Genomic DNA, 20564 nt, shown 5'->3' on the forward strand with positions numbered 1-20564 from the left:
TTTTATAGTAAGACATTGAAAAATCTTCTCTTTTATTCCACCTTCGTGAAACGGAATACCAGCGGGTACAATTCCCTCATCGGGTACTGTGGCGGATCGCCCCATCCCGGGTTCATCTGGTCTTTATAAGTTCCCGTCAAGAAATCAGTCGGTTCGTAATCCACAACCCGAAATTCCAAGACTTTCCCTTTGCTCAACAAACGCACCAAAATAATCGCCGGGCGTTCCGTCACGTTAGCGGCGGAATAGTTCACGTTCACTTTACTTAACTCCAGCGTCACGACATCCCGTTTTATCCCGTAAGCATCCTGATCCCATAGCTGCTCGGGCTCTTCCCCCTTATAGATTACGTCACAATTCCGCAAGTATTTTGCCAAATCACCATACACGCCATCCACGTTTAAGGTATTCGCCGCACCAAACACGATCTTGTCCGTGGCGGGATTATTCAATGGCAGATTATCGCAATCGTTCGGGTGTCCCCAAACCATACTCTTGATAAAGTCAACACTTATCAAATTAGGAGAAATCCATGTCCCTACAAATTCCTCGTAACGCGTCGGTCCGTTCACGTTTATGACCACGAAACCGTTCGTACCCGCCTCGAAACGACCTTCTTCCACTAACCGAAGGATCACTTTATCTTTCCCCTCCTCTTTCTTGAGGAAACGCACGGTCACGTCAGCCGTGGCCTTCATTACTCCCATGTACAACTCACGTCCGCCGCCCACGATCTCGTAATGCTCTCCTTCCACTGCCGTGGATTCAGGATCTATCTCGAAAGGTACGCGCAACTCTTCCCGCTTGTACATGTAATCTTCCCCTGCCACTTTCATTCCGGCGGACACGACGATCTCATTCTTCAAATCCATGGAAGTCTGGGTAAATGAGCCGGTGAACAAATCCTTCGTTTCCACGGGAATCATCGCCCAACGATTGTTCCACAAGCGATATCCCGGCACTTCCTGTAAACTCAAGCGAATTTCACGCCGTCCTATCACGTTATCTTTCGGTTTCACGTGAATCGTATCAATCATCTGACCCGGTTGGATTGTAAATTCCCTTGCCGACAACGTGTAATCTTCACCTTCCACGGCAGATCCTTCTACCGTGAAAGGAACTCTCACCACTTCCGTTACCGGTTCCGATACCATTACCTCCACTGCCAAAGAATCAACAGCTTTCAGTATATATATGGGACGCCCGAAACTCAACGTGGGTCCCTTATCATCATCATCCGAGCAAGCCCACAGGAGGCTCAAACTCACCAGTAACGAAAAAACAAATAAAATCTTTCGCATAACTCTATTCTTTATTCGTGGAACTTCAATTTTCTTCCAACGCTTCATTATAAGCATCTCTTCTCTCTTGAATAACAGCCCTTTCCGCGTTTGTCAAACGAGGCAAGGCAGGCATAATAAACGTGGTGGAAATGTCCGCCAGACGGGGCGGCATATCATCCACATCGTCACATCCCGATAATACTAGAACCATTATTCCTATGATATATTTTAACGCTTTCATGTCATTCTATATTAAATGTTATTATTACAGTCCCTCGTACCCGGGATTCTGGATTAATCCCGAGTTCAAAGCGATATCGGTTTTCGGGATCGGGAACAAATACATAAACTTTGCCGTTTCGTACTTCACCCCACTAAGTCCCCACCACATGACAGGACTTCCGTTACGCTTCAACTCGTACCAGCGATCAAATTCCAAGTACAATTCCTTGCGCCGTTCGTTCAATATCGCGGACATCAAGGGAGTCAACGCTTTGCCCGTGGCATCGACCTTGACTAAAGCGTCAGTATTCACTTCAGGAAGATTCTGTGCCGTGTACGGAACATACTCACTGATCCGATTCTCCCGCAAATGATTCAGGTACCGCAAGGCGTTCGTTTCGTCCCCGGCGTGCGCGTAACTCTCTGCCATAATCAGACACATCTCGGCAGCCCGCACGGAAGTCTTCAACATCTTGGTATTCAAGAATTGCTCGTCAAAAAAGAAAGTATAACGAATATCCCGCTCTTTCTCCGTGAACAACTTCACCAAGTCCAACGAAACCGGACGTTGTTTCGACCGTTGCATGTACAAACGGGTGTACGCTTCACTCTGTTTTGTTCCGCTACGGATCAATTCATTCCCTTTCCGTTCCACTTCACTCTGGAGCATCTCTCTATAAGCATCCCCGCGAATCAGCGGGTAGGCATCCAACACCTCTTTTGCCGTGCTTGCCGCCAAGTCCCACTCCTGCGTCCAAAAATACGTCCTCGCCAGATACGCGTTAGTGACATCGGCGTAGAAAAGATACTGTTTGTCCGTCTGGTTGAGTTTCAAGGCTTCTTTCAAATCATGAATAATAAAATCCGCTGTCGCTTTCAAACTTGCACGGTCAGGCTTCCCCTCCATGTCAAATTTCTCCACCAGAGGCACCCCCAATTGCTCCCCTGCCCTTGTTTTATCATACGGTTCACAGAAATTACGCATCAGGTTATAATAACAAACGGCACGCATCGTGTAAGCCGTGGCCAAAAGTTTTTTCCCGAACTCCGTGTCCCGTTCTTTCAACTCGTGCAGCACGATATTACAATCCTTTATCACCTCGTACAACGAGCCGAACTTACCGGAAAGACTATTGATGTCACTTCCCACGTACTCGGGAATATCCCTCTCCGAAATCGTCAGGTTCGCGTCCATATTATCCGTGTAGAACTCGAAAGGCAACGTGTTCAGGTACGCCCCGAAGAAAGCATACTCGCTCGCCTGCTCGATATTATTCAAACGCGTGTGCAATATAGCGGAAAACTCCTCGGCAGTTTTCGGTACTACTTCACTCTTGTCTTTCACGTCCAGATAACGCGAGCAGGACGTTTGTCCAATCAAGAGCAAAACCATGATATATAAACCAAATCTTCTCATATTCATTCAATTTAATACATTACTAGAATCCTACATTCAGCCCGAAGGTAACCGAACGCGTCAAGGGGTAAGTTGTTCCCGGCGTTTCCGGGTCAATACCCGAATAATTCGTGAACGTGATAAAATTATTCATCGTGAAGGAAAAGACTATCGATTTCAACCCAAGCGGATGCAACAACCGCTCCGGCAAATTATAATACAACGATATATTCTTTACCCGCAGGAAAGACACGTTTTCAAGGTACGCCCCTTGCGTGATTTCCGTGTCGTGCACATTATACTGGTCCAACAACAACCGCTCCTCCGCCAGATAATCAATAATTCTGGGATACTTCACGCCGGTGCGCCTCTCTTCCGTCCAGCGGTTGGTCACGGACTTCTCCACGTTCAAGTGATTGCGATACAAATCGCTGTACGCGGTCTGCGGTTTCTCGCCCGTGGCTAAAGAAGTCACGCTCCTGTAACCGGCGGGCGAAGTAACCGTGTTCAATATCTTCGCGCCGGAAGAAACCACCCCTCCCACGTTCAATCTCAAACCGCGATACGAGAAATTCACGTTGAATCCACCGGTGACAGGCGCCACCGAGGTCCCGAGATAGAAACGATAATTATCCTTCGACTGCAAATCCGTACCCGTGTAAATTTGCGCGTCAGGTCTTAACTCGAAGGTATAAACCCCGTCCCTCTCGTCTATCTTTATATAACGTCCCGCGAAAACGGATTCCAGCGGGAATCCCTCGTACCTACCGTTACTAATCACCCGTTTCCGGCTGTATTTCGACAATATGTTCCGGTTCCAAGCGATATTTCCCCCCACGTCAAGTTTAAAATCCTTACCGTTCAAAACCTTCACGTTCAAGGTTCCCTCCACGCCTTTATTCTTTATCTCGGAAGTATTATAGGGCTGCCCGGAAAACCCCGTGCTCGACAACACGTCCACCGTTGACACCACATCCGAACTCACGCGGTAATACGCTTCGACCAACCCGCTTACCCGCTCGTCGAACAAACCGAAATCCAACGCGACTTTCATGTCTTTCGTTTTCTCCCAACGCACGTTCGGGTTAGGAGCCGAACTCACCGACCCCGTCCGCAACCCGTTCCAGTAAGTCGTGGTATATCTCAACACCAGCTCCTTGTTCACCGATTTCACGATATTCCCGGTGTACCCCATGGAAGCCCGCAGGCTCAACCGGTTCACGACCGGCAACAACGAACTCATGAAGCGTTCCTGATCCAGATGCCACCCCAAACCTAACGACCACGTGGGGTTAAATTGCTCGTCGCTACCAAAATTGTTGGAACCGTCCGTCCGGAATGTAAAACTGAACAAATAACGTTGTAAATAATTATAATCCAGCGAGGCGTAAAATGAAGCGAACCTGTTTTCAGTCGTGGTTTCCCCCGCCAACTGGTCAAACAAGTCGGCGTACTTCCCCACGTCCGTGACGGATGGCTCGGGTGGAAGCGGCATCGCCGAGTAACCTGTCACCTCGTCATACCCGAAACGCTTAAAGTAAGTCCGTTGATTTTTATCCCCCCGCAATTCCGCTCCCCCTACCAGACTCAAATAATGCTCCAAGGCAAACGTATTCTTGTATTCCAACTGTCCCCGCACGTTATAGCTGGAACCGTTCGTGGATGTCTGCGTGATTGTCCCGTAAGGCGTCCACTCGTTATTATATTCATCAAAATACAAGCGGTCTAAAAATGCCGCGTACGTGTCCCGCCCCCTCGTGTCCTCCACTTTATTGTGAAAATAGGTATAGGAAGCCAACCCGGAAAACCTCAAATAACTCAACAAATCGTAAGTCAGGTTCATCTGCACCCGCGCGTTCGCATTATCCGCCGTACTTGATGTTTCTTTCAGCTCCCGCATGATATTGAAACCGTTGGTAGGCAATATCACGATATTGGCATTTCCCTCGTTAATCGATTGCAAGTTGAAATACGTGCGGTCGGGACGATAACTCCCGTCCTCGTTATACACCTTCTCGTAAGGATTCGCGAAATAAGCGTACTCGAACGGGTTTATAACGGTCGAGTAACTCTTTGACTTCTGTTTCGAGAGATCAATCCCGAACATCATGTTCAAGCGTTCCGTCGCGTTCGTGTTAATCTTGGCATTAACGTTATACCTCTCGTAATCCGTTTCCTTCACCAACCCGTTCTGGTCAGCGACACCCAGTGACACGTAATACGTGTTCCGGTCCGATCCCCCTGAAAAAGAGAGATTATGATTCATCGAGAAGGAATTTCGGAATATCACGTCAAACCAATTCGTGGTGCGTTTGCCCAATTCCTCGATATAGGCATCCTGTTCCGCGGTACTCATGGGTTCGAACCCGTCTTCCAGCCACAACTTATCATCCCGCCCGAGTTTTTCCGCCCGGAGCATACCGACAATTCCCACTACCGGGTAATGCTTCAACGGCTTTTCCGTCTTATTATGCTCGAAAGGAGCGGCCGAAAACTCGTCCCACAACTCCTGCTCCCACGCCAGTTTCTCCCGTGAATTCATCAACTTCGGATCACGTTGCGGTTTCAACCCCACGGAAAACGTGGCACTATAATTCACTTTCATTTTTCCCGCCTTCCCTTTTTTAGTCGTGACCACTATAACACCGCCCGCGGCTCTCGACCCGTAAATGGCGGCGGCGGAAGCATCTTTCAATATCGTCACGCTCTCTATATCGTTCGGGTTAATCCCCGCTACCCCCGTCACGAAAATCTCGTTCAGATTCCCCGACTTGATCTGCCCCGTCGATATTTCCGGGATATCCTGCTGAAGAGGCACACCGTCCACGACCCACAAGGGCTCGGCGTCCCCGCTGATCGTGTTCGTTCCCCGGATCCGTATTTTCGCCGCTTCACCCGGTCTTCCGGAAACAGCGACAACACTCACCCCGGCTATCTGCCCCTGCAAAAGCATATCCACCGTGGGAATGGCTTTATTCTCGAAAACTTCGGCGGCTACCGTACCGAAAGAACCCGGGGAATTGCGTTTCGTCGTCTGCCCGTAACCCGTGACCACGACTTCGTCCAGCTGGTCGACCTTTTCTTTCATCACGACCGTGAGCGTCTTCGTCACGTCGGACACTTTCACCTCCCGCGTTTCCATACCCACGAAGGAAACGAGCAGCACGATATCTTTCTGCACCGGGATCGCCATCTCGAACTTCCCGTTGACGTCTGATATCACACCCGCGTAAGTCCCCCGCAAAATCACGGTAGCACCGGGGATAGGCACGGAATCCGTCGTCATCACCACCCCTTTCAATACCACTTTTCTCACCTCGTCCCGCGCAGGACGTTCGGGACGTATGATCACGACGTCGTCTTCTATCTCGTAGGAGAACCCGGTGCCTTTCAAGCATTTGTCCAGTACCTCCTCGAGCGTGGCGTCTTTCACGTCCAGCGATTTCACGCGGACACCCTGCAAATCATCCAAGTTGTACACGAACGTGTAGCGGCTATTCTCCCGAATCTCCGTCAAGATATCCGTGAGATTCTTGTTCTCGGCCTTCAATGTCAGTTTCACCTCCTGCGAGTACACCGCCGAGAACGCGAGGTTCTGCACCAGCATACACAGGCATAAAAACTTAACAAGTAATAACTTCCTCCACAGCTTTTCCCTACTGGAACTGCTTCGCGTGTCATTTTTTTTCATACTTTTGTTTTTAGGTTTCACATTAAATTCAATGATGAGCTTAGCGAGCGGGCAATGGGGCAAACATTGCCTGCTTACTTTTTCAATAAGCTAACTTGATTTACTATTTTTTCACTTTCATGTTTCCGGCAAAAGTACTCTCTCTCCCGATACGCGCAAATCACCATTTATAGTGAAATTACCTTGCTGGAATCACGTGTTTCAGCTACCCGGTTCCCGGTACTCCCCCACGCGAATTTCTCGTCCCTCGATCCGGAACCTTACTTTCCGTGTCTTTTCAATTTTCGTCAATAAATCCTGAATATGTTCATACCGTTTCATCTCGACCGAGAACCGTAATTTCCCGAGTTCTTCGTCGTCAAAGTTCACGTTCACGTCATACCACCGCGCCAAACGTTCCATGATTGTCGCCAGATCCGCCCCCTCGAAATAGAATATACCGTCTTTCCACAGGACGAACTCCTTCACGTTCACTTCCCGTGTCCGTATCCCGCCGCTTCCCGGGAGCACTTCCGCCTGCACGCCGGGCAGCATCAACACGGATTCCCCGCCGTGGGTCAGGCACACCCGTCCTTCCACCAGTGTGGCTATCGTCCGTCCCCGGTAAGCGGTCACGTTGAAACTCGTTCCCAGCACGCGCAAGTCCGCGCCGTTGGCGAACACGTGGAACGGGGCTGTCGAGTCGGGCATGACCTCGAAATAGCCCTCCCCCTCGAGCCTCACGTCCCGCCGCGTGCCCTTGAAACGTAAAGGGAAATATAATTTGGATTCCGAGTTCAGCCAAACCCGCGTACCGTCCGGCAATTCCATGAAAAACTCCCCGCCGCGGGGAACGACCAGCGTGTTGTACTTCTCTTCCGCCAAGGAATCCGCGCGCGCGGCGATTTGCCGGTACACGCCCCGCTCCCCGGCGGGTACCACCACGCGCCCCGTTGTGTCTACCAGAAGCCCTTTTTCATCTTTCAACTCCACGGCTTGCCCGTTGGCAAGTATCAGCACGGCTTTTCCCCCACCCGGGACGATCCCCGTGCCGTCCGCCACCGGAAGCCCGTTTCTCCCGGGTGCGGCGTACCACAAGTACCCCGCCACGCACAAGGGCAACATGAACAACGCCGCGTATCTCGCCACCGCGCGCCAGATAAAACGCTTCCCGTGACGTGCCCGTTCAAACTTCCGCCACTCGTCTTTCACCATTTGCCGTTCCGCCCGCGTCGGCGCTTCCCGTGACAAGAGATACGCCCTCATTTCCCCGTACTCGCTCTCGTGCAAGGGTGATTCTCCCCGCCATCGTTCCAGCGAAGCACGTTCCTCCCCTTCCAGCGTCCCGGCGATCTCCTTGGCTATCCAACGGGCTACATCAAAACGTTTTTTCAATAAATCTGTCATCTATTCAGGTTTACGGTTTATATAGAAGACGATCGAGAGAAAAAAGTGGGTGAGTGGAGATGACTATTTTTCGAGCAGGATGAAAAGAATCATTAAAATATCCTTGGAAAGTAATTCACGCAACTTCACGTAAGCACTCTTTTTCAATGACTTCACCGTGTTCACGGATACACGCAACTCCGCCGCGACTTCCGTGTTATTATTCCCTTTCAAGTTCAACAAGATCACCGCGCGGGATTGTGCCGGCAACTTGTCTATCGCCTCGTACAATACCCGGTACGTTTCCTGCCGGGTAACCTCTTTCAGGAAATCATAATCCTCCGCCTCGTTCTCGTTCAGGCGGGCGGAGTATTGTTCCTCGATCTTCCGGTGCTTGCAATGATCGAGGTAGATACGGCGGGCAACCGTGTACACGAAAGCCTTGGCGTTTTCATCCGTCGCGAATTCCTCCCGGTGCTCGAACACCCGCGTGAACGCCTCCTGCGTGAAATCGCGGGATAATTCCGTTTCCCCCGTGTATCGCTGCATCAAGGTATATACCGGTAGAAAGAATGTTTCGAAAAATGCTTTAAACTCTTTATGTGATACTATCGCCATAAGTTACAGTTACAAGTTACAGGTCGCGTTTGCCTTCGGCAAGTTACAAGTTTTTCTACAAAAAACCATAAATAATACGCGGGAAAAATAACCTGCAACTCGCCGAAGGCGAATCACTGTTCCAGAAAGGACGCGATTACCCGGAACGGGACATCTTTAAAAATAATCTTTTTATCCCTGTCCAGCAGGTAGAATGTCGGGATTGCCCGCAGGTCGTACAAGCGTTGTTCCTTGATCACCTGCCCGTCGTCGTAAGCGCACACCCATGACTCCGGTTGCTCTTTCAGGTGCCGACGCCACGCTTCAACGTCGGGGTCGGGGTACACGGAAAGAAATACCAGCCGCCGCGATTCCCCCCGTTTCTCTCTCAACAGGAAATTCACGAAATCGGCGGCCTCGAACTCCGCTTTGATCGCCCGGCAAGCGTCGCAATCGGGATTGTTGAAGAATAGAATCGTGTAATCGGCTCGGACGTCCGACAACTTTTCTCTCTTGCCCGACGGCAAGGTGTAAACGAAATCGGTAGCCGCGGTTCCCGGTCGGTTCTTCAACGCCATTTCAAGCCGGAACGCCGGTCGCAGCTTGTCAACCTCCCCCACCCGCGGCGACGCGACGATATACCGCAACACGGGAATATAAAATTCCTCGCTCAACATGGGCGAATTGGGGTCATACAAGTATTTCTCGTACAGGGAAGTGAAATGAGCGAACATCACCGAATCGGCATCCATCGCCCGGTCGAGCATCGACGTTATCGCCCGTTCCACGTCCGCGTAAGGCACCCGGGGGAAGAGTTGCAAGTAATTGGCGAACGCCTGTTCCGTTATTTCCGGACGACGGATCAACGAGGTGTCGGCGAAATCGAAATGCTCCCAGTAACGTGCAACGAGGTATTTCACCTGTTCCCTCTCGTCCGTGTATATAGAAGGTATCTCCGGCAGCCGGAATGCCTGCACACGCGCCGCACCTTGTTCCGCTTTTTTCCCGCGTGAAAAAGAACACGCCGCCAAGGCGACGCATAACCCGATGACAATATTCCGTGTATAACTTTTCATGGTTTCGATCGATTGATACGCGAAGATACGATTTAGTTTATAAAGTTCATAAGGTTCATAAAGTTTATAAAGTTGCACGGACGCGAGGAACTTTATCCACGGCAGCCCGGGCTGCCGTTAGACACTGTCCGAAGGACGCCTTGTAAACCTTATAAACTTTATGAACTTTACAAACTTTATGAACTAGGGGGGCGCGCATGCGCCCCTCCTCTCTCACTCCTCACCCGGGGTCAAGTACTGTGACGTTGAGGTTTGTTTCCCGGAACGGGTGGTCATGAAGGTGTAAATGGCGAGATTGTCGAGGTCGTACTCCTCGTCCAGTCCCGCCGAGGTGCTACTGTTCTCGTTACGCGAGCGTAGCGTCACGAGCAGGCAATGCTCGTTCGTCTTGTCGAAGACGACCGCGTACCCCTTGTCGTCCGCGTAACAATCCGCCCCGTCAACCACGTTTGCCGTTTGGAAGAATTGCAATTTCCGCGACTCCCTGACGAGCGTTACCCTCACCTTTCCCTTCAACAGCCTGCCTTTGGACACGAGCAGGCGGGAGAAATCGACCACCGTTTCGAACATCTCCTCGGGTTTCGCCTTCGGGTTGAAATCCCGTTCGGGATACCTCCGCGTCGCCGTCACGACATCCGACTTGTTGATTTTCAAGAATTTCGCGTTGCACTTCACTCCCTTGTTGTCCGGCGGGCAACTCACGCGCAACACCCGTTTCAGCGGTGATGCCAAGCGCCCCAGCGCGCCGAAACACGCGTCCTGCTTCATCACGTCTTCTTTTAACGACCCGTTCCACGCGGGCATCGATTTCACGGTCACGCCGCCGTTAGGTTTCTTCGAGAACAGGTTGGGTCCCACTTGCCCGGAAATACTCTTGCATAGATTCATTTTAGCGTCTGCCATAGTTTGTACGTTTTTAAAGGTTAATGTTTCAAGATGCCGCCACACGGTATCATTATCGTCAACAAAGTTACGGTATAAGAAAAAGAAAATCAAGAAAAAACGAATTTTATTTTAATTTATTTTAACAATACAGCACGAGGGATACGCGAACAGGGCAACAAGCCCACGGGAAACGGGGAGCAGTCGGCGAGGAAACGGCGGAGTTATTCTGAACTTCTCCTGAAGTTCTCCTGCAGTTATTCTAACGAGGTTAGAATAACTGCAGGAGAACTATTGTTTAATTAAAAAAAAATTAGTAGTTTTACACGAAGATTGGTAGACGCTTACAACCGAATCAGAATGTAGTTGAATTAAAATCGAAGGTTATGGACTTGAATTTTCCACCAATGGACGGTTCCCGTAAATGCTGGCGCGTGAACGGGATAACTTACTACTGGCGCAACGGGCAACTTATCTGCCGCACGTCGAAGAACGAGAAACGAACTCCCCGGAAGGACGAGAACGGCGAAGAACTGCCCCTCCGCAGTCCCGCCCAAGAAAAGTCAAGCGAGGTATTCTCGGAATCTTTCTCGATGACGAAGGCTTATTTCCTCGCGCACGGGCACTTGCAAATCTGGGTGGTGGCACCGAAGACGAAACCCGGGCAATCGTCATGGGGGCTACACCGCCACCTGAACAAGGCGGCGTACGTCCCCGACGAGGGCGTGCGCTATTTCAACTCTTACCGTTTCAGCCACGGGATTCTCGAGCTTCCGGATAATTTCACCGTCCGGCGTGAAGGCTGGCACATTACCCTCGAGTGGGAGGACGACCGCAACCAACCCGCCGCTGCCGCCGGGGACCTACTGTTCGTGGGATATTTCCACGAGGGATATCCCCGCTCCCCGCTTCTCGTCCCGGTGACAGGCGCCACCCGCGGCAAGCAACGCGCGGAGTTCGACATCCCGCCCCTCGACCAGCCCGACGGCGGCGTGCTCCATCTCTACCCCTTCTTCGGGCGGGCGGACAAGAGCGCGTACGCGGGCAGTTATTACATGAGATGCTAGTGCCGTTCCCCGCGAGGGATATCGTGAATAAAAGAGGCCGCCCCGCGTCTTCCCGGAACGGCCTCAACCTTTAAGAAATCACACGCGCACTTATAATGTATCTATAATTTTCCTTTGGTCGTTAAAGAAATTCATTCGCTGTATCTCACCGCTTTGTGAAACGAGAGTCGAATGTCTTTTCAACGAATGAATCCATTTTTTCTGGTAATTACATACCTTCCCGTCGCGCGAGTCCATCGAGTTGATGGAATACACTCGCAGGAAACAAATCTGGAAACCGGTTTTCTCGACGTAACTGTACGTGGCTTCAAAATCAACGTTCGAGAGGTAAATTGACAGAAGGTTACCGTTATGGAAGGCTCCTTTTTCCGACAATAATTCCAGCTCGCGCAGAAGTTGATGCAACTCTTTCTTCATGTTCGCGACATCGGTCGCAGACACGAGATTCAGCTCGGCGAAATACTTTATTTCCTTCACGAAGGAATTGAATACACTCTCGTCGAGGATAAAACAAGTCTTGTGCACCTGTCTTAAACTTTCCATGAGTTCTTTCCGCGTTTTCGCCAATTTCTCCGAAATCACCACGTCGGACAGCGAGGCGGGCGTTCTCAGTTTCTCGTTCTGGTACAGCCACCTGCTAATCCGGAATTTGGACAAATTCTCGTAAGGGGCGTAAAATGTATAAGGAATGGTATTCGACGCGGTTATCACCTCTGTCGTTGGATCCGCCTTGACGTACCTGAATAATTTATGGTAACGGGCAAGTATCTCGTGATAATTTTCCATCGGCTCCACGGAGTGCAACACGTTCAGGTCGAACATCGCCCCACTGGACATACTGTTACCGACAATCTTGTCTAACGATATGCCCATCTGGCTGGCGATGATCGCCACTTCGCTGAACGTGAAAGCAACCTCCCCCCTTAATCTCCGGTAAATTGCCTCCTTACTCATGCACAATACCTCCATGAGGATGTTGGCGAGATTATTCTCTTTCGGGGTAATCTCGCGCATCGTGCTGATCAGTTCATCTACCACGGCATTTTTCATCGGGGTGCCGCTCCTTAGTCAAAAAAGTATTTACCGATGGAGAATTTAACCACTTTTTTCGCGGGAATGGTCATGTTTTGCTTGCTGTTCGGGTTGTAACCGTTACGGGCTTTGCGTTCCCTGATAGAGAAAGAACCCAGTTCCAACAAGGAAATCTTCTCCCCGTTCTTCAAAGATTCCGCCATTGTCCCGATTACCGCGTTTACAGCCTTAGCGGCTTCCACTTTGCTTGTCCCGTTTTTCTCCGCGACCTTCTCGATTAATTCACGTTTGTTCATTGTCAATAGTTTTAATATTAATAAATAGAGTTTACCGGCGTGTATTACACGAAACCGCACCCGACGCGCGGGGCGTCAAGCACGATTCCGGGTATTATCTATAATTCTGTTTCATCGATACACACGCTTTTAAATGAATTTTGCCAAGATGACGTTCTGCCCACTTAGCAGTACAAAGATGAAAGATTTTATTCAACAATCAGTGCTTATTACAGTGTATCAGCCATATGCGTTTTTTCTATTTCTGTATGGATTATCAAAAACAGACTTGAATAATGAAACAGATTCTCTATTTATTGTTAAACATTCCGTTATTCGTAACTACAACACGGGAAGATTCCCGCGTTGGGTTTATAAAGTTTTTAAGGTTCATAAAGTTCATAAGGTGTATAAAACGTCCTTCGGACAAAATCAAAACGGCAGCTTACGCTGCCGTTAATATAGTACCCCACTGGAGGCCATAACTTTATAAACCTTATAAACTTTACGAACTTTATAAACTCTATTCGCACAACCCATTGACGATTTCCCGCTGGTCTTTAAAGAATTTACTCCGTTGGATTTCCCCGCTTTGAGAGATCAGCACAGAGTATTTCCGCAAGGAATCAACCCACTCTTTCACGTTACGGAACACGTTCTCGTCGTGTGAAGTGATGGAGTTGATGGCGAACAGCCGGATGAGGCTCAACTTGTAGGAGGAAGTCGCTATATAACTATATGTCGCCTCGAAGTTAATGTTGGCTATATATATAGATACCTCTTTCCCGCTCTTGAACGCCCCTCGAACGGCTATCTCTTCCAGCTCGTCGAGCAACTCGAGCAACTCTTTTTTCAATTTCCGCACGTACTCCGGTGAAATCAAGTTCGCGCGGGCGAAATACTTGATATCGTTCACGAGGTAGAAAAAGATTTTGCAATCCCATATATACTCGGTATGATTGAACTCCTGCGACTCTCTCACGAAATCGCGCTGGCGGTCGAGCAGTTTGTCCACCAGCTTCAGTTCCTCGAAATGATGTTCGATATCAATCTTCTCGAACTGGTACAACCATTTGAACATGCGGAATTTCGACAGCAACTCGTATTTCAAGTAGAACGTCTGCGGGATAATATTCGACGCGGTGCAAAGCACCGAGGTCGGGTCATGCTTTATCTCTTGAAAAACCTTCACGTAATTGTCCACGATGGAATAATAAGTTTCCAACGGATCGGTATAATGTATGACGTTCAAGTCGAATATCGCGCTCATTCCTTTCTTGGAACCGACCAGCTTGTCCAACGACACGCCCATCTCGCGGGATATGATAGCAGCCTCTGACAAGGTGAAGGGGACTTCACCCCGCAACCTGCGGTAAACGGCTTCTTTACCGAGGTATAATTTATCTATTAATGTATTTGCCAGATTAACCCCACGCGGGAGTTTTTCTTTCATGGCTTTAATTAATTCTTCATTGTAATCAAAAGTTGTCATGATTTGAGTATTTATTAATACAACTATATTACTCGTTATACGAGTCTGTCGTTTCAATAGTTCCGAAAAGTGAAATTATTTGCCCGGCAATTTAATAAAAATATCGGAATACAAATCAAAAAATGAACAAGAGTGCTTCAATAGAAACGCGTTAAATAACAAATACACGTTAAAGGTCACTAATTCTTGACGCGAGCGAGATACTTTTGTAATATCAAAAACAAAGTGAAAGGGTTATGATGAGGAAAATGATTTTCGTGCTGGGTATGATCGCGCTTGTTTCGACAAGCAAGGTTAGCGGACAAGAGAGAGATTTCTACAACGCCCCGCTTTTCAGCGTGAAAACGAATGCCTTGTACTGGTTGACAACCACGCCCAACATGGGATTGGAAGTCGCGCTGGGGAAAAAGACAACTTTGGACCTGTCCGGTACGTATAACCCGTGGAGTTTTGGTGATAACAAAAAGATTAAACACTGGCTGGTACAACCGGAGTTCCGGTACTGGGGAGGCGAACGTTTTAACGGGCACTTCTTCGGGGTTCACGGGCTCTACGGCAAGTTCAACGCGGGAGGAATCAAGATGTTGGGATTGGACAAATACCGTTACGAGGGCTCGTTTCACGGTGGAGGGATTTCATACGGTTATCAATGGATACTCGGGAAACGCCTGAACTTGGAAGCCACGCTCGGGATCGGGTACGCGAGATTCGAGTACGACAAACACGAGTACCAGACCGGGGGCAAATTTATAAAAAAGGGTGAAAAAGATTATATAGGCCCGACGAAAGCTGGAATTAGTCTGGTGTACATTATAAAATAAGAGTGATGAGAAAAACGATCATATATAGTATAATTTTACTGACCGCGGGTCTGTTTTCAACGAGAGTGGAGGCACAGAGCAACGTCTACGTGGGCGAGATACGCGTCACGCAGAATCGTTTCGAACAGCGGGGTGACAGTGTTTTCATCGAAATGACAATCGACATGAACGGGTTACCCGTGGGCAACAACGAAGCCTTCACGCTAACCCCCGTGATCGAGAAAGGGACTGAAGTAGAAGAATTACCATCGGTAATCGTGAACGGGAAGCGTAGGTCTAAGGCGTATCAACGGTCACTCTACTTCAATCGCGGGGCGAAACCTTTCCCCACGTACTCGGTAGTGGCGGCTAACAAGCGCACGCGGGAGAAAGTAAATTATAAAATAAGTGTTCTTTATCAAGCGTGGATGCAGGACGCGGCATTAAATTTGCACGAGAGTTTTTATGATGGAATAGATCAACGCTTGATATCGGTAAACTTGTTGGCGAAGGCACTCAAGCCGGACGCTGCCCTGAAAGGGAAGGTGCAGATTGTCGCTCCCACTCCCCTTGCGCCCGAACCGGTAACGCGAACGACCCCGGTCGTGAAAGAGAATACCGCGTCGCCAGCGAGGGTTGTTGAAGGCTCCGCCTATCTTGATTACCCGAGGAACCGGACAAATATTATCCCGGATTACAAGGATAATCGCGAGGAGCTTGCCAAGATCAAGGCTATGATTGACGAGATCACGAGCAACCCGGATCACGAGATAACGGGAATTTATCTCACGGGATACGCTTCCCCGGAGGGAACGTACGCGCGAAACGAGCAACTGTCACGGGAACGCACGCTGGAATTGCGCGACTACCTGCTTGACAGGTACCCGATGCCAAGAAACCTCTACCACGCGGATTGGGTGGCGGAAGACTGGACAGGACTGAAAAAATTGATAACACAATTCGGGATGCCCGATAAAGATAGAGTTCTTTACATTATTAATAACGTCGATATTTTCGAGGGAAGAGAAAAACAACTCATGGATCTGGATCAAGGAGTGCCTTACAGGTACATGTTGAAAGAATTTTTCCCCCGATTACGACGAGTTGATTACAAAATCACGTATCGAGTAATCAAATAAAGCACTAGAGAATAAGATATTCCTGAATGCCCCCCGGTATAACAAACGCCGATCCCCACATACACCTCTTACCGGGGGCATTCTTCAAAAACATTATCAAGAGCTATCCTCGAATGCCTCCCGGTTGTAACAAACGCCGATCCTCACATACACCTTCTTGACCGGGGGCATTCTTTTCCAAGAGCCGATTTCTGATCGGCTCTTTTCTTTTGTCATGACAGTGTCCTGTTACTTTTTGTCATGCCGAATGACTCTTTGTCACTTTCTTTGACACTAATAAAGTGTCCAGAAATTGGAACTTTTTCATGGCTGTTTAAGTTTAAATATACAAATGAATCTAAATCTTATAAGTTATGATGTTTATTTGGTATATTTTAATCGGTATCGCGGCAGGATTTATCGCCGGGAAACTCGTCCGCGGAGGTGGACTGGGATTGTTTTTAAACCTGATCGTCGGGATTATCGGCGGAGTGCTGGGCGGCTGGCTCTTCGGGGTGATGGGCATCTGGACGACGGGTATCATCGGAAGCCTGATAACGGCAACCGTGGGAGCTATCGTGTTGCTGGCAGTGGTATCATTGTTCAGCAATAAAAAAAGCAAAAGATGATGAAAAGGCGGCGGCGTATTATTGTTCCGGTCTTCTTCTTTTGCTTGCTTTGCCCGGCAGTGCTGCAAGCGCAAACGGACGAGGAAAAAAAGATATTGCGGGAACGGGAGGAACTTGCCAAGAATAAAACCGGGGGTACGGTAGTTGTCAGCGAGAAGAGCGCGTTGGAGTTGTTCGACAACACTCCCAGTTTCGGCATATTCCGGGATAATTACTTCGTCTCGGGCATTCCCACCAACCACAAGATCGACAAGCACACGGCGGATGCCAAATTCCAGATCAGTATACGCCAACGCCTGACAAAAAGTATTCTCCCGTTCAAAACCTTCCTGTACCTGACCTACACGCAAAAGTCTTTCTGGGATATTTACGCCAAATCGAGCCCTTTTCTGGATAATAATTTCAACCCGGGAATAAGCCTGAGCAAAGCATTGATCTATCGCGATCAATTGATGGGAATGGCGGTACTTTCATTCGAGCACGAGTCAAACGGGCGTGATTCTCTGGCTTCCCGGAGTTGGAACTATATCTCGTTGTCCGGCTCATGGTTTATCGATTACCGCTTCTCCGTGCAGATGAAAGTATGGGGCGGCTGGGTGGACAAAGAAGGAAACCCGGATTTACTGAAATACAAAGGATACGGCTTTGTCGCTTTCAACTACCAAAGTGCTAACGAACGACTGTGGTGCTCTGCCGTCATCAATCCCCGCCGACAGTTTATCAACATGAATACCACGTTGGAGATAAACTTCAAACCCAGCTTGAAAGCAAACGAATATTTGTTTATACAGTATTACAACGGTTACGCGGAGAACTTGCTGGAATACGACCGCTACGTGTCCATGGTGAGATTCGGGATCTGCATCAAACCGGCTTTACGCAATTACTATTAGGTTTGTAAAGTTTATAAAGTTCATAAGGTTTATAAGGTTCTTAGACCCCTGCAGGGCGCTTTGTCCACGGCAGCTTGAGCTGCCGTTAAACAACTGTCCGAAGGACTCCCGTCACTTTATAAACTTTATGAACCTTATAAACTTTATAAACCCTTACACGTATACCCCCTATAATTAAACAAGGTATTATGTGTAAATTAATATTAGTCCGGCACGGGGAGAGTGTCTGGAACAAGGAAAACAGGTTCACCGGATGGACGGATGTCGATTTGAGTGAAAAGGGGGAACAGGAAGCTCGCCGTGCCGGTGAGTTAATTCGGAAACACGATTTGTTATTTGATGTAGCTTTTTCTTCCGTGCTGAAACGGGCTATCCGCACGTTGCATTTACTGGAAGAATCGGCAGACCGGATGTGGGTACCGGAAATTCATAACTGGCGTTTGAACGAGCGGCATTACGGGGCATTACAGGGATTGAACAAAGCGGAAACGGCAAAGAAGTACGGGGAAGAGCAGGTACATATCTGGCGAAGGAGTTTTGATGTTACACCTCCTTTACTGGAGCCTGACGATCCTCGCGGAGCCGTCTACGAGGACAAGTACAAGAACATGGACCCCGCCGTGCTTCCCTTGGGCGAGTCGCTGGCACTGACGATCACGAGGGTCATTCCTTTCTGGCAGGATTATATTGCGCCCTGCCTGATCTCGGGAAACACGGTGCTGGTCGTGGCACACGGCAATAGCCTGCGGGCATTGATTAAATACTTGGACGGGATCAGTGACGAAGATATTGTCGGTTTGGAAATCCCGACAGGAGTACCGCAGGTATATGAATTGGATGCACAATTGCGCCCGAAGAAACGGTATTATTTGAAATAAGCCACCGGGGCAAAGCAGTAAAGTTTATAAGGTTTATAAAGTTCATAAAGTTTATAAAGTGACGGGTGTCCTTCGGACTGTGTTTAACGGCAGCTAGAGCTGCCGTAGACAAAGCGCCCCGCAGGGGTCTAAGAACCTTATAAACCTTATGAACTTTATAAACTTTATGAACCTTAAGAACCTTCGGCTCGACATTAGTAAAACTTTTTTTGTAAGTTTGAGGCATAATGCAAAAAAACGAACCATGAAAATAGTTACTTATAATGTCAATGGCCTACGGGCTGCCTTATCGAAAGATTTCACGAAATGGTTGGAAGACGAACAGCCTGATGTCGTATGCCTGCAAGAAACAAAAGCACAACCGGACCAGATACCGACACTGGAATTCGAGGCTTTAGGCTACCGTTCTTACTTCTTTTCAGCCAAGAAAAAAGGATATAGCGGGGTTGCGATACTCTCGAAAACGGAGCCGGATCACGTGGAATACGGGATGGGGCTCCCCGCGTACGACGACGAGGGACGTTTCATTCGTGCCGACTACGGCGACTTGTCTATCGTAAGTGTATATCATCCTTCCGGAACGACAGGAGATGAACGGCAGGCATTCAAGATGAAATGGTTGGAAGACTTCCAGAATTACGTGGAAGAACTGAAGAAAACCCGCCCGAACCTGATCCTTTGCGGGGACTATAATATTTGTCACCGCCCGATAGATATTCACGATCCGGTACGCAATGCCAAGAACAGCGGTTTCCTGCCCGAGGAACGGGAATGGATTGGTGGGTTTATCGACTCCGGCTTTATAGATACCTTCCGTTACTTCCACCCGGAAGAGGCAGAAAAATACACGTGGTGGAGCTATCGCTTCAACGCCAGAGCCAACAACAAAGGTTGGCGCATCGACTACTGCATGGCAACCGAAAACTTGAAACCCCGCCTGAAAGACGCGTATATCGAACCGGAAGTCTATCATTCAGACCATTGCCCGAACGTTTTAATAATTGAAAATTGAAAGTTGAAAATTGAAAATGAATTCCTCCGTCTGCTTCGCAGCCACCTCCTCTATAAACAGAGGAGGAGCTGGTGACTTTTACCAAAGATAGTGAGTAATCCAGCTCTCCCTCTGTTTATAGAGGGAGTACCCCGAAGGGGGGAGGGAGTTCTTTTCATTTTCAATTTTCAATTTTCAACTTTCAATTGTTACAGCAGTCTTTGTCCGTTGACGATCAGTTCGAAATGAATATCCAAGTACTCTGCAGCTTTGCGGCTCAGAAGCATACGACCGAGGAAAATTTCAAAGTAATCCATGACAGCGGAGATTGACGTGTCGATTTTCAAGTCAAGAATAATAGCCGTGTTGTCCTCGTTGAAGTAGATACGGGATTCTTCGACAGCATAGTTTACACGGTCATGTATGTCAAAGTTAGAGAAATCTTGATTGCGTACGCGGGAACGACGTACATCGGTTTTATCCGCGAGAATCAAGGCTGCGGCGATCGGGTTGACTGCCGCGGCTGTCCCCTCGTCATGGTTGCCGATGGCACTGATGACTTGGGCTATCTCATCCGGGTCCATTCCCATGCGGTCGAGCAGACGGAACGCCATGACGGCTCCGCTTTGAGCGTGGTCGATACGGTTGACGATATTCCCGATATCGTGCATGTATCCCGCGATCTTGGCCAACTCCGCCGTGCGTTTCGGGTAATTCAACGTCAACAGAATCATTTCTGCCATTTTCGCCGTTTTTACCACGTGGGGGAACGAGTGTTCCGTGTACCCCAAAGCAAGCAGCACCTTATCCGCCTCGTTAATATACGTTTTTATACTCTCGTCGTTTCGGATATCCTCGTATGTAACTAACATCTTTT

19 protein-coding genes are annotated in these 20564 nt (G+C 48.9%); 7 read left to right on the forward strand and 12 right to left on the reverse strand.

Annotated elements, in window-relative coordinates:
* Positions 1-32: 32 nt before the first annotated feature.
* The 8 genes from CS948_RS16595 to CS948_RS16625 form a co-directional block, all read right to left on the reverse strand.
* Entirely contained in the window at positions 33-1301 is a 1269-nt protein-coding gene (locus tag CS948_RS16595) for a Calx-beta domain-containing protein (protein ID WP_099292873.1), read from the reverse strand.
* A 25-nt stretch (positions 1302-1326) separates the two neighbouring features.
* Positions 1327-1494 (reverse strand): hypothetical protein, encoded by a 168-nt coding sequence (locus tag CS948_RS21730; protein WP_176555093.1) that lies wholly within the window; start codon positions 1492-1494, stop codon positions 1327-1329.
* Between the two features lie 54 nt (positions 1495-1548).
* Positions 1549-2922, reverse strand: a complete 1374-nt coding sequence (locus CS948_RS16600) for a RagB/SusD family nutrient uptake outer membrane protein (protein ID WP_099294622.1) — start codon at positions 2920-2922, stop codon at positions 1549-1551.
* A 22-nt stretch (positions 2923-2944) separates the two neighbouring features.
* Positions 2945-6592 carry a SusC/RagA family TonB-linked outer membrane protein gene (locus CS948_RS16605; protein WP_099292875.1) on the reverse strand — a complete coding sequence of 1216 codons (3648 nt, stop codon included), beginning with the start codon at positions 6590-6592 and terminating at the stop codon, positions 2945-2947.
* 201 nt (positions 6593-6793) lie between these two features.
* On the reverse strand, positions 6794-7978 hold the full coding sequence (locus CS948_RS16610; protein ID WP_099292877.1) for a FecR domain-containing protein: 1185 nt from the start codon (positions 7976-7978) through the stop codon (positions 6794-6796).
* A gap of 63 nt (positions 7979-8041) precedes the next feature.
* On the reverse strand, positions 8042-8575 hold the full coding sequence (locus CS948_RS16615) for an RNA polymerase sigma factor (protein WP_099292878.1): 534 nt from the start codon (positions 8573-8575) through the stop codon (positions 8042-8044).
* Between the two features lie 113 nt (positions 8576-8688).
* On the reverse strand, positions 8689-9630 hold the full coding sequence (locus tag CS948_RS16620; protein WP_099294624.1) for a DUF5106 domain-containing protein: 942 nt from the start codon (positions 9628-9630) through the stop codon (positions 8689-8691).
* A 213-nt stretch (positions 9631-9843) separates the two neighbouring features.
* Complete coding sequence (locus tag CS948_RS16625; protein ID WP_099292879.1) at positions 9844-10533, reverse strand: DUF6266 family protein; 690 nt, start codon at positions 10531-10533, stop codon at positions 9844-9846.
* Positions 10534-10898: 365 nt separating this feature from the next.
* Between CS948_RS16625 and CS948_RS16630 the strand changes: the two genes are divergently transcribed.
* Positions 10899-11579, forward strand: coding sequence for a hypothetical protein (locus tag CS948_RS16630; protein ID WP_141560974.1), 681 nt, complete (start codon positions 10899-10901; stop codon positions 11577-11579).
* Between the two features lie 90 nt (positions 11580-11669).
* Here the strand turns inward: CS948_RS16630 and CS948_RS16635 are convergent, their stop codons facing one another.
* The 3 genes from CS948_RS16635 to CS948_RS16645 form a co-directional block, all read right to left on the reverse strand.
* Positions 11670-12629, reverse strand: coding sequence for a helix-turn-helix domain-containing protein (locus CS948_RS16635; RefSeq protein ID WP_176555094.1), 960 nt, complete (start codon positions 12627-12629; stop codon positions 11670-11672).
* 14 nt (positions 12630-12643) lie between these two features.
* Positions 12644-12952 (reverse strand): HU family DNA-binding protein, encoded by a 309-nt coding sequence (locus CS948_RS16640; RefSeq protein WP_255302109.1) that lies wholly within the window; start codon positions 12950-12952, stop codon positions 12644-12646.
* Between the two features lie 457 nt (positions 12953-13409).
* Positions 13410-14378, reverse strand: coding sequence for a hypothetical protein (locus CS948_RS16645; protein ID WP_099292882.1), 969 nt, complete (start codon positions 14376-14378; stop codon positions 13410-13412).
* 239 nt (positions 14379-14617) lie between these two features.
* Here CS948_RS16645 and CS948_RS16650 point away from each other — a divergent pair, with 239 nt between their 5' ends.
* From CS948_RS16650 to CS948_RS16675, 6 genes are all read left to right on the forward strand, one after another.
* Positions 14618-15199 carry a DUF3575 domain-containing protein gene (locus tag CS948_RS16650; RefSeq protein ID WP_176555172.1) on the forward strand — a complete coding sequence of 194 codons (582 nt, stop codon included), beginning with the start codon at positions 14618-14620 and terminating at the stop codon, positions 15197-15199.
* A 5-nt stretch (positions 15200-15204) separates the two neighbouring features.
* Positions 15205-16317, forward strand: coding sequence for a DUF3868 domain-containing protein (locus CS948_RS16655; RefSeq protein WP_099292884.1), 1113 nt, complete (start codon positions 15205-15207; stop codon positions 16315-16317).
* A gap of 353 nt (positions 16318-16670) precedes the next feature.
* Positions 16671-16925, forward strand: coding sequence for a GlsB/YeaQ/YmgE family stress response membrane protein (locus tag CS948_RS16660; protein WP_099292885.1), 255 nt, complete (start codon positions 16671-16673; stop codon positions 16923-16925).
* Entirely contained in the window at positions 16922-17818 is an 897-nt protein-coding gene (locus CS948_RS16665; protein WP_255302052.1) for a phospholipase A, read from the forward strand. Before CS948_RS16660 ends, CS948_RS16665 begins: the two co-directional genes overlap by 4 nt.
* Positions 17819-18006: 188 nt before the next feature.
* Positions 18007-18696 carry a 2,3-diphosphoglycerate-dependent phosphoglycerate mutase gene (gene gpmA, locus CS948_RS16670; protein ID WP_099292886.1) on the forward strand — a complete coding sequence of 230 codons (690 nt, stop codon included), beginning with the start codon at positions 18007-18009 and terminating at the stop codon, positions 18694-18696.
* A 244-nt stretch (positions 18697-18940) separates the two neighbouring features.
* Positions 18941-19708, forward strand: a complete 768-nt coding sequence (locus CS948_RS16675; protein ID WP_099294630.1) for an exodeoxyribonuclease III — start codon at positions 18941-18943, stop codon at positions 19706-19708.
* Between the two features lie 188 nt (positions 19709-19896).
* Here the strand turns inward: CS948_RS16675 and CS948_RS16680 are convergent, their stop codons facing one another.
* The gene (locus CS948_RS16680; protein ID WP_099292887.1) at positions 19897-20559 is read right to left on the reverse strand and encodes an HD domain-containing protein; all 663 of its coding nucleotides are present in this window, start codon (positions 20557-20559) and stop codon (positions 19897-19899) included.
* Between the last annotated feature and the right edge of the window lie 5 nt (positions 20560-20564).

The sequence above is a fragment of the Butyricimonas sp. Marseille-P3923 genome (genome assembly GCF_900184685.1).
GTDB lineage: Bacteria > Bacteroidota > Bacteroidia > Bacteroidales > Marinifilaceae > Butyricimonas > Butyricimonas muris.

Excerpts from the sequence above, each read along its gene's own strand:
- CS948_RS16655 (WP_099292884.1), top strand. The coding sequence starts at position 15,205 with ATGAGAAAAACGATCATATATAGTATAATTTTACTGACCGCGGGTCTG.
- CS948_RS16600 (WP_099294622.1), bottom strand. The coding sequence starts at position 2,922 with ATGAGAAGATTTGGTTTATATATCATGGTTTTGCTCTTGATTGGACAA.
- CS948_RS21730 (WP_176555093.1), bottom strand. The coding sequence starts at position 1,494 with ATGGTTCTAGTATTATCGGGATGTGACGATGTGGATGATATGCCGCCC.
- CS948_RS16650 (WP_176555172.1), top strand. The coding sequence starts at position 14,618 with ATGAGGAAAATGATTTTCGTGCTGGGTATGATCGCGCTTGTTTCGACA.
- CS948_RS16595 (WP_099292873.1), bottom strand. The coding sequence starts at position 1,301 with ATGCGAAAGATTTTATTTGTTTTTTCGTTACTGGTGAGTTTGAGCCTC.
- CS948_RS16680 (WP_099292887.1), bottom strand. The coding sequence starts at position 20,559 with ATGTTAGTTACATACGAGGATATCCGAAACGACGAGAGTATAAAAACG.
- CS948_RS16605 (WP_099292875.1), bottom strand. The coding sequence starts at position 6,592 with ATGAAAAAAAATGACACGCGAAGCAGTTCCAGTAGGGAAAAGCTGTGG.
- CS948_RS16635 (WP_176555094.1), bottom strand. The coding sequence starts at position 12,629 with ATGAAAAATGCCGTGGTAGATGAACTGATCAGCACGATGCGCGAGATT.
- CS948_RS16630 (WP_141560974.1), top strand. The coding sequence starts at position 10,899 with ATGGACTTGAATTTTCCACCAATGGACGGTTCCCGTAAATGCTGGCGC.
- CS948_RS16625 (WP_099292879.1), bottom strand. The coding sequence starts at position 10,533 with ATGGCAGACGCTAAAATGAATCTATGCAAGAGTATTTCCGGGCAAGTG.
- gpmA (WP_099292886.1), top strand. The coding sequence starts at position 18,007 with ATGTGTAAATTAATATTAGTCCGGCACGGGGAGAGTGTCTGGAACAAG.
- CS948_RS16660 (WP_099292885.1), top strand. The coding sequence starts at position 16,671 with ATGATGTTTATTTGGTATATTTTAATCGGTATCGCGGCAGGATTTATC.
- CS948_RS16675 (WP_099294630.1), top strand. The coding sequence starts at position 18,941 with ATGAAAATAGTTACTTATAATGTCAATGGCCTACGGGCTGCCTTATCG.
- CS948_RS16645 (WP_099292882.1), bottom strand. The coding sequence starts at position 14,378 with ATGACAACTTTTGATTACAATGAAGAATTAATTAAAGCCATGAAAGAA.
- CS948_RS16610 (WP_099292877.1), bottom strand. The coding sequence starts at position 7,978 with ATGACAGATTTATTGAAAAAACGTTTTGATGTAGCCCGTTGGATAGCC.
- CS948_RS16665 (WP_255302052.1), top strand. The coding sequence starts at position 16,922 with ATGATGAAAAGGCGGCGGCGTATTATTGTTCCGGTCTTCTTCTTTTGC.
- CS948_RS16620 (WP_099294624.1), bottom strand. The coding sequence starts at position 9,630 with ATGAAAAGTTATACACGGAATATTGTCATCGGGTTATGCGTCGCCTTG.
- CS948_RS16615 (WP_099292878.1), bottom strand. The coding sequence starts at position 8,575 with ATGGCGATAGTATCACATAAAGAGTTTAAAGCATTTTTCGAAACATTC.